At 64.4% G+C, this 13,479-nt stretch carries 14 protein-coding genes and 2 pseudogenes; 15 read left to right on the forward strand and 1 reads right to left on the reverse strand.

Going from position 1 to position 13,479, the window contains the following annotated elements; translation table 11 throughout:
• The 15 genes and pseudogenes from D581_RS0136310 to D581_RS1000000141505 all read left to right on the forward strand — a co-directional run.
• A pseudogene (locus D581_RS0136310) lies at nucleotides 1-253 on the forward strand (ISAs1 family transposase); the annotation flags it as partial.
• 503 nt (nucleotides 254-756) lie between these two features.
• Nucleotides 757-1,020, forward strand: a complete 264-nt coding sequence (gene tvaA, locus D581_RS0136315; protein ID WP_018962002.1) for a thioviridamide family RiPP peptide — start codon at nucleotides 757-759, stop codon at nucleotides 1,018-1,020.
• Nucleotides 1,021-1,204: 184 nt separating this feature from the next.
• Nucleotides 1,205-2,197 carry a phosphotransferase gene (locus D581_RS0136320; RefSeq protein ID WP_158688668.1) on the forward strand — a complete coding sequence of 331 codons (993 nt, stop codon included), beginning with the start codon at nucleotides 1,205-1,207 and terminating at the stop codon, nucleotides 2,195-2,197.
• Nucleotides 2,194-3,240, forward strand: a complete 1,047-nt coding sequence (locus D581_RS0136325) for a T3SS effector HopA1 family protein (protein ID WP_018962004.1) — start codon at nucleotides 2,194-2,196, stop codon at nucleotides 3,238-3,240. Before D581_RS0136320 ends, D581_RS0136325 begins: the two co-directional genes overlap by 4 nt.
• A gap of 230 nt (nucleotides 3,241-3,470) precedes the next feature.
• Nucleotides 3,471-4,205 (forward strand): phosphotransferase, encoded by a 735-nt coding sequence (locus tag D581_RS0136330; protein WP_158688669.1) that lies wholly within the window; start codon nucleotides 3,471-3,473, stop codon nucleotides 4,203-4,205.
• Nucleotides 4,202-4,813 carry a flavoprotein gene (locus tag D581_RS01000000138350; protein ID WP_018962006.1) on the forward strand — a complete coding sequence of 204 codons (612 nt, stop codon included), beginning with the start codon at nucleotides 4,202-4,204 and terminating at the stop codon, nucleotides 4,811-4,813. Before D581_RS0136330 ends, D581_RS01000000138350 begins: the two co-directional genes overlap by 4 nt.
• Nucleotides 4,814-4,821: 8 nt before the next feature.
• Nucleotides 4,822-6,039, forward strand: coding sequence for a 50S ribosomal protein L11 methyltransferase (locus tag D581_RS0136340; protein ID WP_063738229.1), 1,218 nt, complete (start codon nucleotides 4,822-4,824; stop codon nucleotides 6,037-6,039).
• A gap of 29 nt (nucleotides 6,040-6,068) precedes the next feature.
• Complete coding sequence (locus tag D581_RS0136345; protein ID WP_018962008.1) at nucleotides 6,069-7,433, forward strand: YcaO-like family protein; 1,365 nt, start codon at nucleotides 6,069-6,071, stop codon at nucleotides 7,431-7,433.
• Nucleotides 7,430-8,149, forward strand: a complete 720-nt coding sequence (locus tag D581_RS01000000138355) for a TfuA-like protein (RefSeq protein WP_051114702.1) — start codon at nucleotides 7,430-7,432, stop codon at nucleotides 8,147-8,149. Before D581_RS0136345 ends, D581_RS01000000138355 begins: the two co-directional genes overlap by 4 nt.
• A gap of 179 nt (nucleotides 8,150-8,328) precedes the next feature.
• The gene (locus D581_RS01000000138360; protein WP_158688670.1) at nucleotides 8,329-8,988 is read left to right on the forward strand and encodes a phytanoyl-CoA dioxygenase family protein; all 660 of its coding nucleotides are present in this window, start codon (nucleotides 8,329-8,331) and stop codon (nucleotides 8,986-8,988) included.
• A gap of 20 nt (nucleotides 8,989-9,008) precedes the next feature.
• Nucleotides 9,009-9,794: a C1 family peptidase gene (locus D581_RS0136360; protein WP_158688671.1), complete on the forward strand. Its 786-nt coding sequence runs from the start codon at nucleotides 9,009-9,011 to the stop codon at nucleotides 9,792-9,794.
• Between the two features lie 56 nt (nucleotides 9,795-9,850).
• Nucleotides 9,851-10,510, forward strand: coding sequence for a class I SAM-dependent methyltransferase (locus D581_RS0136365; RefSeq protein ID WP_158688672.1), 660 nt, complete (start codon nucleotides 9,851-9,853; stop codon nucleotides 10,508-10,510).
• A complete protein-coding gene (locus D581_RS0136370; protein WP_018962013.1) occupies nucleotides 10,503-11,363 on the forward strand; it encodes a hypothetical protein in 861 nt (286 codons plus the stop codon). The genes D581_RS0136365 and D581_RS0136370 overlap by 8 nt, the downstream gene beginning before the upstream one ends.
• 109 nt (nucleotides 11,364-11,472) lie before the next feature.
• Nucleotides 11,473-12,477: an LLM class flavin-dependent oxidoreductase gene (locus D581_RS01000000138365; protein WP_051114703.1), complete on the forward strand. Its 1,005-nt coding sequence runs from the start codon at nucleotides 11,473-11,475 to the stop codon at nucleotides 12,475-12,477.
• Between the two features lie 283 nt (nucleotides 12,478-12,760).
• Complete coding sequence (locus D581_RS1000000141505) at nucleotides 12,761-13,186, forward strand: hypothetical protein (RefSeq protein ID WP_158688673.1); 426 nt, start codon at nucleotides 12,761-12,763, stop codon at nucleotides 13,184-13,186.
• Nucleotides 13,187-13,226: 40 nt separating this feature from the next.
• On the opposite strand, the pseudogene D581_RS0136380 reads toward D581_RS1000000141505, so the two are convergent.
• A pseudogene (locus D581_RS0136380) lies at nucleotides 13,227-13,479 on the reverse strand (ISAs1 family transposase); the annotation flags it as partial.

A 13,479-nucleotide genomic window follows, 5' to 3' on the forward strand; every position in this document is an offset into this window, starting at 1 on the left:
CACCGGCAGCCAGCCCGCGGCCTGGATCCGCGGCCACTGGCGCATCGAGAACCAACCGCACCACGTCCGCGACCGCACCTTCCACGAGGACGCCTCGCACATCCGCACCCGCCACCCGCCCCGCGTCATGGCCGGCCTGCGCAACCTCGCCATCGGCGTCCACCGCCAGGACGGCCACACCAACATCGCCGCCGCCCTCCGCCACACCGCCCGAAACCACCTGCGGCCCCTCACCGCCCTCGGGCTGATATGACGAACCCGGGCACAAGGCCACTTCTCCAAGACCCTGTCCCGGGAGCCGTGACGATCCGTCCCCAGGTGCTGTCAGTGGCCCGCCTGATCAAGCGTTGGTGTGCAGTCTGGAATGAACCGGTATTGGCGAGTAGATCCTGCCAAACCCGCTAGCACATTCCTGTCTGAGATTAATTCACCCGCCTGGAGTGACACCGGGGCGAGTCGAGGGGCGGCCGGGTCCGCCCGTCCGTTCCAAGTCTGTGCTGACCTCGGCTTATAAAGATATTTTATGGATGCGAGGCCCGCTTTCCGAAAGCCTGGCCCAGACATCAAGTCCCTGCGTAATGGCTGGTTATCTTCCCCGCTATTCCGTGGAGAGATTGGCGACTTGTCGTGCGGAATGATGGATACCTGTTGCGCGATGCAGGCAAGACGTGTTCAGCTCCATGAGGCCCGATGGCTTTCATGGGGCCGAGTTCCTCCTGAACTCAAATGGATTCAGTTGCTGGAAAGGGTTGAGGTATGTCTGAAACCGCAACGACGCAGGTAGACGAGGCCGCGTTCGGCGATCTCGTCAGCAAGATCAAGGAGGCGGAGCTCGCCATGACGGACGAGCAGCGCTCCGTCATCGACCCGGCTGCTAGTGAGAAGGCTCTAGAGGAGCTGGCGGGTGTCAGCCCCGAGGACCTGCAGGCGTTCCTCGAAGAGAAGGCCGGCATCTCGCCGGACGAAGAGGCGCAGGGTAGCGTGATGGCCGCCATAGCCACCGTGGCTTACCACTGTTGATCCAGTAATGGCTAGCAGCGCTCCCGAGCAGAAGGCCGACCCGGTGCACCGTCGGCCCGATCGGGTGGATAGTGCACCGTTACCCCCTCTGTCCGGAGTGCTGCCGGACGGGTCCGGAGCCCTTGGGAACCGGACCCGTTCCTGGCTGGCATCGCTCGGTGTGGTACGTGGGCGAATTGTTCACGTGCAGGAATTCACCGCACGTAGCAGTGCGATGATGCTGCGCTTCGAGGACGGCACCTCCTTATTTGTGAAAAAAATGGACAGCGCCGCAGAATTGGCGATCGATGCGGCCTTCCGAAATGAGGAGGCGATGCTCCGGCTCGCCCCCGTCGCCGGACTTCCTGCCGCTTCCGAGCTGGCCATTCCCCGACTTGTCGCGACGGACGCGGAGCGCGGAATCCTCGTCATGGAGGGGAAGGTTGGTTTCACCTCGTTCCGAGAAGTAGCGCGCAGGTCACCGGATATTCCGGTCGCCGTGCTCGCAGCAGTCGCGAGCGTCATTGCGGGAGTTCACCGCGCTCCCATACCAGACGCGAACGGGCGGGACGCGTCCGGCTTGCGAAGCTTTGTCTTCCCCTTCGCCTCGTTCGCCGTGCTCACTCCCAAGCAGCTAGTAGGCGGCCCCGGCATCGACTATCCAGCGTACGTTGCCGCCATGCAGGCCGTCGACGCCGAGGTCGACGTGCTGAGACGCGGTTGGCGGCCCTCCTCGCTGGTCCATTTCGACCTGCGGGACGACAACATTCTGGTACGGGAGAACTCCGCCGAACGTCCAGAAATTGCCCTGGTCGACTGGGAAATGGCCGGTTACGGCGATCCCATGCTCGACGTCGGCACCGTGGTCGGACAATTACTGGTGCAGTGGCTCCAGAGCGTGCGCGACACCCCGGAGCAGCTCGCTTCCGCCGCTGCGTGGACTACTGCTCGGCGCAACGCTGGTCTGTTCCTCGCCGCGTACACACACGTCGCTCCGCTCTCGGAGGAGCAGCGCCTTGCCCTTTACCGCTACGCCGGACTGTTCGTCTTGATGCACGCGGCCGGTCGCCTGGAGCAGATTGGCTCGCTGGGCAGGATCGGGCATCTGTGCCTGTTCGTCGGCCGACAGTTACTGAAGAACCCGCAGGGAATCGCCGAACTCTTCCTGCTGCCGAAGACGCGGAGCAGTAGTACATGAATCGATACGAGACAGTGTTGGCCACCATGGCGGAGGACATAGAGGTATTGGACCAGGCGACCTTCCGGCACCGGGAGTGGGGCGAACTGTCCCCTGCGGCAGGGGTCGAGGCGGAGCCGGGCGACTTGCCGGTGGTCGCCCACCTGTGGCGCTTCCTCTACCTGAGCTACTACGCCGGTGACGTCCGGGCCGCCCGCTGGCTGATCGATGGTGCTCAGGTGGTCCTTGGCACCATCCGGCGGGAGGACCCGGCGGTGGCCGCGCTGCTCTCGGACGCCAACCAGGCAGTCGGCTACCCCGAACCCGGCTGGGTGATCAGCGGCCAAACCGGCGGGAGGTTCACTGTCCGCCAGGGCGGGGTGACTCTGACCGTGACCGATGAGCAGATCGTCCCGCCCCTAGACGGCACCCCGCGGATCACGGGTCAGCAGGTCTCGGTGATCATGCCCTCCGGGCGTCCCTACCTGTACCCGGGGTGGTACCTGGCCGTTTCCGACCACGGCATGCCCAGCCACGGCGAGCGCCCTGTCATCCGGCTCTACTTCGCTCCTCGCGACCCGGGCAGTGCAGCGGGCCTGTTGAGGTCGCTGACCGGGCTGCTCTGCGGGCTGGGGGTCCCCTACCAGGTGAAGTCGGTGAACAACGAGGAGGGTTTCGAGCGCCGAGACCCGCTGGTGCTCTACCTCTATCGGCACCACTGGGAGCAGCACCGGGCCGCACTCGAGGCGGTCCATCGCAAGCATGTTGCCCGACTTCGCGACACCGGACCGTGCTTTGCCCGTGAGCTTGGCCGGGGCTGGTGGACCGCCGATGAGCCGGATCGGTACCAGGGTCGCCTGATGAGCTTCGGACAGCACCGCTGTCTGCTCGCCGCCGAGGGCTTGGTGGCTGCGTGGGAGAAAGGCCACACCGGAGTCGCCGACCGCCTCGAAGCTATTCGGCAGCGATATCACGCCGAGGGCATCGCACCGGCACGTCCCTATCTCAACGCAGACCACCCCGACGCCGGCGAGCTCAGCCCCCTGCCCGAGGCCATCTCGTGAGCGCCGAGACGGCTGCGGACACCGGGGTCGGTGGTGGCGAGCGGGCAGTGGCCAGGCAGGTGGTGCGTCATCTGCCTGGGCCGTTCCTCAGTAGAGTCTGTGTCAGGACCGACGAGGGGTTCCGCTGGGGCGAGTCCCTGCCCGAGAGTTCTCCCAGCTACCTGGACGCCGAGCAACTCGTTTCTCTGAGAAGCTCGTTGGCCGGTACCCCGACGGCCAGGTACGCTTACGTGCCCACTCTTGCCGACGCCCACACCTCCGTGCACCCCGAGGTGTCGACGGCCGCGCTCCTGAGCGACATCGTGTTCAGCGGCGATGGCTGTGCGCATTCCTGGGTACGGGATTCGTTCCGCCATTTGGGCGCATTCCTCGCCTACCTCCACGCGGTACCCGTGACGGACTTGACGTTGCCGGTACGGCGACGCGCGGCCTGGCTCGACGCGGCGCCGACGGCAGCAGCCGAGATAGGTCAAGCCCGCGCGGTACTGGAGCGTACGGATCTGCCGATTGTCACTCTGGCAGCCCGACTGGACCACGCACCGTCGGCCGGTGGACTTGCCTCGATACTGGTGCACGGCCGGTTCTCCACCGCGTCCTGCGTACCCGGGTCCGTACCCCGGGTGCTGGGCTGGCGGGAAGCGGGTGTAGGTGACCCAGTGGAGGACCTGGCCTATCTGCTCCGCGACCTGGTACAGGCGGCCGTCGCCACTGGCGACACGGACGCGAAGGCGCGCTGCGCGCAGCTCGTCGTCAACGGCTACCAGGATGCTCGCGACGCCGTACTGAGCTCACGTGAGCTGGCGCGACTGGCCTCGGCGACGGCCGCCCGGGTTCTGGACCACGTTGCGCTGCGTAGCTGGGCGGCATCCGACCGGAACGGCGCGCTCGCACTCCTCAAAGGAGCGGACCGGGTGCTGCCCGAAGTCCTCTCCGCTCTCGGGTACCGAAGGGCCACCGCCACATGACCACTATCGCCTCGGCACCGGAGATACAGCAGGCGATCTCCCGGGTGAAACTTCTGTGGGGCGTGTGCGGCTCGTTCTCCGCCATCGCCGTTCCGCATGTGAACGCCTGGCTGCGCGGCGCCGTTGGTGTGCGGGAGGTCAGGGTGATCCTGACGCGCCAGGCTCAGGACCTCGTCACCCCGCGCATGATCGAGACCGTCACCGGTCACCGGCCGGTAACCGGCTGGGAGGACCACCAAGGCAGCGGCGCGGCCCATGTCGCCCTGGGGAGCTGGGCGGATGTGATGGTCGTCCTGCCGGCCACGGCGAACTTCCTGGCCAAGGCCGCCCACGGCATCGCGGACGACGTCCTGACCTCCACGCTGCTGGCAGCTGACTGCCCGGTGGTCATCGCGCCGGTCATGAACGCCGCAATGTGGTCCAAGCCGGCGGTGCGCCGGAACGCCGAACAGCTCCGCGCGGATGGCTACCACCTGGTCGAGCCCCAGGAAGGTGTGTCCCTCACCGAGGGGCACAAGGAGAACGGCTCCCTTGGCGACTTCCGGCCCGTCATCTCCACAGCCCTGATCAAGGCAGTTACCCAGCCCGTGCGTTCAGAAGGACAGTGATCTCTGACATGGCCAAGCTTTCTCCGGAAACAGTTCTCCACCGGGTGCCTTCTTTCGTTGCTGAGGTCGATACCAGCAATGAGGTGAGAATCCACTTCGAGGGGCGAGTGCTCAAGCTGGGGCAGGCTACGCTCGGACTGCTTGACCTCTTCCACACGCCCCGGACCATCGGCGAGGCGCTGACCCTGCTCTCCGGCCGCCTGAAGGGGGCGCGTGCCACTGAGCAGGCGTTGTCCACCGTACTCGGCCTCTACCAGGCCGGCCTGCTCCGCTCGGAGCCGGTGGAGGGCTTCAGCAGCCAGCCCTTCCCGAAGGGCGGCTACGACGCCGCACTGGTCCACATTGCGATGCTGGACGATCCGGTGCGCAAGACCGCCTTCCAGCAAGGAGTCCGGGAGACCGTCCGGGAGGGCGACGTCGTACTCGATCTGGGTACCGGATCCGGCATCCTCGCGATCACCGCCGCGCAGGCGGGCGCGCGCAAGGTCTACGCCGTCGAACCGGCCGGCATGGTACACCTTGCGCGTAGCGTGGCCGAGCGCAACGGCTTTGCCGACCGCATCGAGTTCATCCGCGGCTGGTCGCCGCAGCTAGAACTGCCCGAACCCGCCGACGTGCTGCTTACCGACATCGTCGGCAATGAGGCGCTCGACATGCAGATCTGGGAGACGCTGTACGACGCCCGCCGCCGATTGCTGACCGACTCGCCACGGCTTGTTCCCGGTGCGCTGACCGCCTACGCGACGCTCACCCGTATCCCGGACGCTCTCTTGAATCAACACCGGGTCTCGCACGAGCACGTGACCCGCTGGAAGGACATGTACGGCATCGACTTCGGGCCGATGGCCGACAGCGAGTCGCGTCGTTCGGTCGGCTTCTACGAACGGCCGGAGACCGTGCAGGAGTGGGAGTTCCTCTCCACGCCGGGTGAGTTGTACAAGGTGGATCTACTGGGAGATGCGCCCCGGGCCCTGGAGACCACGTGCACTCTGACCGCCAACGGCGAGGGCGTTGCGAATGGTGTCGCCGTGCACTTCACCGCGCGCCTCGGCCCCACCACCGAACTGTCGACCGCTCCCTGGCTGGGCGGCGCACGCAGCCACTGGTACACGGCGGTCTGGGCGTTCTCCAAGCCAGTCGCGGTGCGGGAGGGGCAGCAGATCGCCCTCGACTACCGGTACTACGGCGACGGAACCTCACACGTCGCGCCCGCCGCTGCGGCGTGATGCCGACACCATAAGGCAAAGGAGCCTCAGTGAAACTGCGCCAGAGCGTCCCGAAGATTGCCGGCAACGGACCACACAGGGAGTGCACCGCCGAGACCACCTACAGCCGCGTCGCACCGCACCTGCGGCGGATGGGCGTCACACGGGTCGCCAACATCACCGGCCTGGACCGTGTCGGCATCCCCGTCTACAACGCGATCTCTCCGCGTTCCTTCGACATCATTTCCGTCTACAACGGCAAGGGCGCCACCGAGATCGATGCCAAGACCTCGGCGGTCATGGAGGCAGTCGAGCGGTTTGCCGCCGGGCTGCCCATGCGTCCCGTGGCAGTTGCCTCATACACAGAGCTTGAGGCGTCCGGGCGCCGGGTCCTGGACCCGCGGAGCTGCAACTTCGAATTCCACCGCGCCTACACCCTGGATACCCCGATCTGCTGGGTCGAGGGTTTCGACCTGATGAACGAGTGTTCCGTGCTCGTCCCGCAGTTCCTCGCCGGGTATTACCTGAGCTTCCATGAGGTGCCCTGCTACCCCGTCTCGACCACAAACGGCATAGCCTCCGGAAATTCGCTGGAAGAAGCCATCTGTCACGCCCTTTGCGAGGTCATCGAGCGTGACGACTGGACCATGGCCGACCTGGTCTCCAACCGACTGGCGACCTTTGCCGCCGCACAGGAGAACACGCCCATCGGCGCGGCCATCAGCGCCTGGACGAGGGATCTTCACCCCAGCGTCGACCCGAGCTCGCTACCGGCACGCGCCCAGTTCTTCATGGAGAAGTTCCACGCGGCGAAGATCGACATCGAGGTCAAGAACATCACCTCGCCCACCGGCATCCCCAGCTTCCAGGCCGTCGTCTCGGAGTACATTGCTGACTCGTTCTCCCGCTCGCACCACGGAATCGGTACCCATCCGGACGCAGAGGTCGCCGTCGTACGCGCCATCGCAGAGGTCGCGCAGTCGCGGGTGGTGGACATCCAGGCGATGCGTGAGGACATCACCGCGGCCGGCGAGCCGGTGGAAAAGGCGCTGTACCACGTGCGGCGAAGCAACCGGGCTAATCCGGACGCCTGGGCGATCAAACCGTCCTCTCGTCCGGTCCAGCTCCGGAACATACCCACGCACGTAAGTCCCGACGTGATGGACGACGTTCGAACTCTGCTGGAACGGCTCCGTGCTCGCGGTCTGGAGCAGGCCATCGTCGTGGACCTCTCTCCGCCGGCTGTCCCTGCGACTGTCGTGCGCGTCATCGTGCCGGGTCTGGAGTCTTGGACCGTCGACCGCAACAAGATCGGCCCACGGGCACGGGAGACCTGGGACAGAACCCTCAACACCATCCGCTCCGCGCACACGAAGCGCCAGAACACGACGGCCGAGCTGGAGGACAACCGATGAGTACTGCCAACACCGGTGGGGCGGAAACGCCACGTGTGACGGTGTTTCTCGGCCCCAGCCTGCCCGTCGAGCAAGCCCGAGAGAAACTGCCGGACGCCGAATTCCTTCCGCCAGTCGAGCGCGGCGACATCGACACGCTGATGGCGCGGGTGAACCCACCCACCCATATCGGCATCGTCGATGGGAAGTTCCTTCAGAGCTTCAGCATCTCCCCCAAAGAGGTCCTGAAAGCAATGGACCGCGGGGTGGTCATGTATGGCTCCTCCAGCATGGGAGCGCTGCGTGCCGCGGAACTGGATGTCTTCGGTATGAACGGAGTCGGCACCGTCTACGGGATGTATGCCTCCGGCGAGATCGAGGATGACGACGAGGTAGCCATCACCTTTGACTCCGAGAGCCTGCGGGCGATATGCGAACCCATGGTCAACATCAGGGTAGCCACGGCTGAGGCCGTGCACCGGGAGATCATTGAATCCGAGCATGCCGAACTCTTCCTGGCAACGGCCAAGGCACTCTACTTCCCCCAACGCACCAGCTCCGCCGCCCTGTATGAGCTGAAAGGCAAAATGCCCGAGGATCGGCGGACCGCGCTCGCCTCGTTTCTACGGTCCCCCGAGGCGCCGGACGCCAAGGGCATGGATGCCGCCCTGCTGCTCGACGCCATGCGGCGGGACGCCACCGCCTCTTCCTCCAGCAGCAGCGGGGAGGCTGCATGAGCACCACGGCAACCAGCCTGCGGGATCGTTTCCGAACGGACGGCTACGTCTTCCCCCTCGACACCATCGGTACCGTGGACGCTGAACAGGCACTGGCTGACTGCCGCACTTACTTGCGCGCGGTCAACAGCGTCGGCGGGACCATGGCACGGTACGCAACGTTTCCCAAGATCCATCTGGTGACGACCTGGGCAGACCGCCTCGTCCACCACCCCGCCATCCTTGATGTGGTGGAACCGCTGCTCGGGCCCGACCTCATGGTGTGGTCCACGAACCTGTTCACCAGGCCGGCGCACAGCGGAAGTTCGCTCGCCTGGCACCAAGACGCGATCTACCTAGGGCTGGAGGGCTACCAGGAACACGCGGTGCGGGTATGGGTGGCACTCACCGACAGCACCGTCGCCAACGGGACGATGCGCTACTCACGCGGCTCCCACGCGCAGGGCGCAGTGGCCCACCGCTGGGGGGGCAGTGGCCTCGAAGACATCATGCGAGGCGAGGAGGTGGCTATGGAGGTCGACGAGTCGTCCTCCGTCCCGGTAGTGCTGACCGCTGGCCAGTGCTCCGTCCACCACCTGGCGATGGTCCACTGCTCAAGGCCCAACACCACCGACCACAGCCGGTACAACTTCGCCATCGACTACGTCAGCCCGCAGGTGCGCCCCAGCGAGGGCGAGGACAGCGCGCTGACGGTCCGCGGAGAGGGAGGCGACAGCTTCCTGCCCGAGGCCCGCCCCCTCTCGGACTTCCACCCCGACGCGGTACGGCATTTCTACGCCGCGACCGCCCGCAGGCAGGCGCGAATCGATCACACCGTCCGGCAACGGACCACGACATGAGTACGGTCGGGTCCCCTCTGGTGAATCGCGACTACCTCGCCCAGCTGTCCCCGCCCTGGTGGACGAGCGGCGAACCTGCCAGCTCCGGTATCGACCTCGCCGAGTGGATGCCGCCGGTGATTAACCAGGGCACAGTCCCGCTGTGCACCGCCGCAGTCACCACCGCAGTCGCCGGGTACTACCTGCGGCGTGCCTCGCGCGACGATTTTACGCCGTCCGTCCTGTTCAACTACCGCACCAGCAGAACGCTTCGGGGCAACGCCGACAGCAATGGATCACGGCTGGAGCACAGCTTCCGAGCCTGGGCCGAGTCAGGTCTGTGCGCAGAGGAGATCTGGCCCTTTGACCCGGCGCGGCCCGACCGAGTGAACCGCAACCCGCCGCAGCGTTGTTACGAAGCGGCCCGCCGGTCCTCACCAGTCGGACGCCGGCTCGCCGCCTCCGACGGCGTGCAGCTGCACGACACCGTTCGCAGAGCCTTGGCGCTGGGAATCCCGGTCGGGGTAGAGATCCGGCTGTGCCCGTCACTGTCGCTGTCCCTGGTCAACGGCGGCATCATGCCTGTCCAGATCGAGGGGGAGGCGTCCGTCGGCCCCCACGTGATCCTTCTGACCGGCTACGACGACGACGTCGACACCAACCCCTGGGGGCGTGACAGTGGGCCGGGCGCGTTCCGGGTGCGGAACAGCTGGGGCACTGACTGGGGACAGGGAGGATACGGACTGATGCCCTACGCCTTCCTAACACGGCTGCTCGTTGGGGAAACCTGGATCGCCGTCGAAGAAGAATGGGAACAGAGCACATGACGATAGAAGCAGCGTCCCCCATGCCCCCGGCGCACCTCCGTACCCGGGTGACGGGGGTGGAGGACGAAGCGATGTTCCAGCTCTTCGGGCAACGCATCGGTGCCGAGATCCGCACATTGTTCGAAAAGGGCGGGATGCCGTTCGGCGTACCCGGTCAGACCATAGTGGACTTCGGCTGTGGGTGCGCCCGTGTACTGCGCCATCTGGTACCCGAAGAGACGCAGGCACGTTTCCATGGTGTCGACGTAGACGCACAGGCAATCGAATGGTGCCGTAAGAACCTAGCGGGTCGTGCCGAGTTCGCCGTCACAGAGCGGCTTCCACCTCTGCCTTTCGAGGACGCGAGTGTGGACGTAGTGTACGGCGTCTCTGTGTTCTCGCACATTCCGGAAGAGGATCAGCAGGCATGGCTCGCGGAATTCACCCGCATTCTGGCACCCGGAGGAATTCTGCTACTGAGCGTCAACGGCGCCACCGTCGCGAAGATGGCCACTGTGCCGGTCCGCGAGCAACTTGAGGCGCACGGTATCGCCTACGTGCGGGACGGTGGCATCCCAGGGCTTCCCGACTGGTACCAGATGTGCTTTCACACCCGACACCACATCGAACAGAACTGGCCGACTATCCGCTTGCGGCTGGAATCCTATGCAGAATACGCTGTGATGATGTGTCAGGATGCTGTCATGCTGCGTAGGACGGAAGAACCTCTTGAATAAGTACGTTAAGTCGGCTACCCGTTGGGCCATCCCCACAGTCGTCCTTCTGCAGGTCGTCCTGGTGTGGTCAGAAGTGCTGACCGTCGGCCAGGCCGTTGTCGTCGCGCTCACCCTCGAAGTGCTGCTCATCGGCGTCGTCCTGGCGGAGATCACTTTAGCCCGGCGGGCCTACCGCATGTCCCGAGCCAACGGTGCCGATGGTCAGCAGGCCCTCGAAGAGGCGCTGCGGGTGGTGCTGCCCGCCCCCGTTGCCAAGATGATGGGCATGGAACTGGGCCTGCTGCGGTCTCTGTGGCGCTGGATTCGACGCAGGCCCGATGTCGCCCCTGGTCAGCAACCTATGTCATACGGCAGCGAAATCCGGCCGATCATGTGGGTGATGATCTTCCTTACCCCGCTCGAGATTCTCGCAATCGAGCTGCTTTTGCCCTGGGCGACCGCCCGTATCGTGCTGCTCGTTCTCGCGATCTACGGCACCGTGTGGGTCCTCGGCTTCCTCGGCGCACTCAGTAGCCGGCCTCACGTGTTGGGCAACGGCACCCTGACGCTCAGGTTTGTGCACTTTGTCAGCATCTCCGTCCCGCTGCATGGAAAGGTCGCGGCCACGATGGTGCGACACAGTGGGTACAAAAAATCCGTAAACATCAAGGACGCAATTCTCGCTATGCCGATCGGCGACTCGACAAATATCGCAATCGTGTTGGGTGATCCGGTCCTGGTACGCCCCAAACCCTTTGCACCGGAGCAGGAGATCAGAGAGGTCAGGTTCAGCACCAACGACCCCAAGGTCGCACTGGAAATCTTCCAAGGACACAACCTGAAGGTTTCAATGGAAGAGGAAATTCAAGACTAGCGAAGCCTCGAGGTTCAGAGATTCGTCACTCCTCACGCATTTCGACAGCAGCCCCAAGGCCCCACTGAGCAATTATGTAGAAACTCTCAAAGGATCCTGGATTCCTCTTATGGATATTCCGATATCGATTCTTGACCTGGCGCCCATTGTCGCCGGGTCAAATTCGGCACAGGCTCTGAGGAACACGCTTTCACTGGCAGAGGATGCCGACCGGCTCGGATACGTCAGATACTGGATGGCGGAGCACCATGCCATGCCCGGCATTGCTAGCTCTGTTCCTCCCGTAATGGTGGGGGAGATCGCCAGCCGTACCTCCCGGATCCATGTGGGATCTGGCGGCGTGATGCTGCAGAACCACCGGCCGTTCGTCGTGGCCGAGCAGTTCGGCACACTGGAGGCGCTACATCCGGGCCGCGTCGACCTAGGCGTGGGAAAGAGCTCGGGAGTCGACCCGGCGGCGATGAAGGCACTCGGTCTTTCTGGGGCGCAGGCGTCCACGGAGGAGTTTGTTCGCACAGTCGACGAGTTACGGCGTTACTTCGACGGCGACAGTATTGCAGTTCCCGCCGCAGGTAACCGGCCAAGGATGTGGATGCTGGGAGCGAGCGACCGAAGCGCCAAGGTGGCCGGACTACTGGGCCTCAGATTCGCGTACGCGCATCACCTCAACCCAACTGGGACGGTTGCCGCCCTGGCCGCATACCGCGCAGCCTTCCGCTCCTCACGGGACTTCACGGAGCCGTACGCGCTGATCACCGCACCAGTTATTTGCGCGGAAACCGAAGAACGAGCGAGGAAACTCGCGGAGCCCGGCGCACTCGCTTTTCTGAGAATATGCAATGGAAATCCGAGTATGGAACCGCAGCATTTTCTCCCTTCGCCGAGCGATGTGGAGAACCACATCTACAGTCGCAAAGACCGCGAGGTGGTCGAGCAGTATTTTGCCACCCAAGTGATAGGTGATCCTGAAGAGGTTCGGAAAAGCCTGGAAAAACTCTTTGCCGAGACTAAGGCAGATGAATTGATGCTGACGGCCATGGTGCACGACCACCGCGACCTGCTACGTTCGTACGAACTCATCGCCGGTAATTTCCCCGAATCGGCAGACGGCTGATCTTTTTCAATTTGACACCGATTGAGTGATGGCCACGAAATTTAAAGAAGAAGGCCCCTGCCTGTTGATTGAGATTCTGGCATCTTGATCATGCCACTCCGGGGCGGGGGATGTTGAGCATCGACGGCACCTGGGAGGTAAAGGAGCACCGGCGACGGCGAGCTCGGCACTAGCTGCGGTCCTGAATTCGACCAGTGAGCTTGCTGGCCTCTCCTGACGTTCTAGAGTCCTCAGTAGCCAGGAGGAAGACATCCGGGTGGGTGGCCACGAGCAAGGAGCGTTTATGGCGAGCAGTGAACAACGGAACACTGATGAGCCTCGTCAGAGCTGGTGCTACAGCACGGGGGAGTGGACCACTCTCACGGATCCGCTGACAGGCTGGGAAACAAATTCGTTCGAAGAGATGCTCGAAGCCGCCAGCTTCGAACCATGGGCCGCTGCAAGTACCTTGTACAAGGTGCCACTGACACTGGCTGTCTACTCTCGGTCTCAAGAACCCTGTTACCTCTTCGACCTCAAAGGTTCCCTGACGGCATCTCAGCAGTTCTACGCGCAGACGATGTCGGACGCCCTAGTGTTGCTCAACCAGCTGGCTCCGACATTACAGGCATTCACCGTCACAGGTAAGATTGATCCAGTCGTCAGCACCTGGATCCCGGCTGGGGTATCTCCACCGCGCACTGAACCTCTCTCGAATATCTCTGGGTGATCCTCAGGGTCTTTGAGAAGTGGCCTTGTGCCCGGGTTCGTCATATCAGCCCGAGGGCGGTGAGGGGCCGCAGGTGGTTTCGGGCGGTGTGGCGGAGGGCGGCGGCGATGTTGGTGTGGCCGTCCTGGCGGTGGACGCCGATGGCGAGGTTGCGCAGGCCGGCCATGACGCGGGGCGGGTGGCGGGTGCGGATGTGCGAGGCGTCCTCGTGGAAGGTGCGGTCGCGGACGTGGTGCGGTTGGTTCTCGATGCGCCAGTGGCCGCGGATCCAGGCCGCGGGCTGGCTGCCGGTG

The sequence above is a fragment of the Streptomyces sp. CNB091 genome, from assembly GCF_000377965.1.

Excerpts from the sequence above, each read along its gene's own strand:
- tvaA (WP_018962002.1), top strand. The coding sequence starts at position 757 with ATGTCTGAAACCGCAACGACGCAGGTAGACGAGGCCGCGTTCGGCGAT.
- D581_RS0136325 (WP_018962004.1), top strand. The coding sequence starts at position 2,194 with ATGAATCGATACGAGACAGTGTTGGCCACCATGGCGGAGGACATAGAG.
- D581_RS01000000138350 (WP_018962006.1), top strand. The coding sequence starts at position 4,202 with ATGACCACTATCGCCTCGGCACCGGAGATACAGCAGGCGATCTCCCGG.
- D581_RS0136340 (WP_063738229.1), top strand. The coding sequence starts at position 4,822 with ATGGCCAAGCTTTCTCCGGAAACAGTTCTCCACCGGGTGCCTTCTTTC.
- D581_RS01000000138355 (WP_051114702.1), top strand. The coding sequence starts at position 7,430 with ATGAGTACTGCCAACACCGGTGGGGCGGAAACGCCACGTGTGACGGTG.
- D581_RS01000000138365 (WP_051114703.1), top strand. The coding sequence starts at position 11,473 with ATGGATATTCCGATATCGATTCTTGACCTGGCGCCCATTGTCGCCGGG.
- D581_RS1000000141505 (WP_158688673.1), top strand. The coding sequence starts at position 12,761 with ATGGCGAGCAGTGAACAACGGAACACTGATGAGCCTCGTCAGAGCTGG.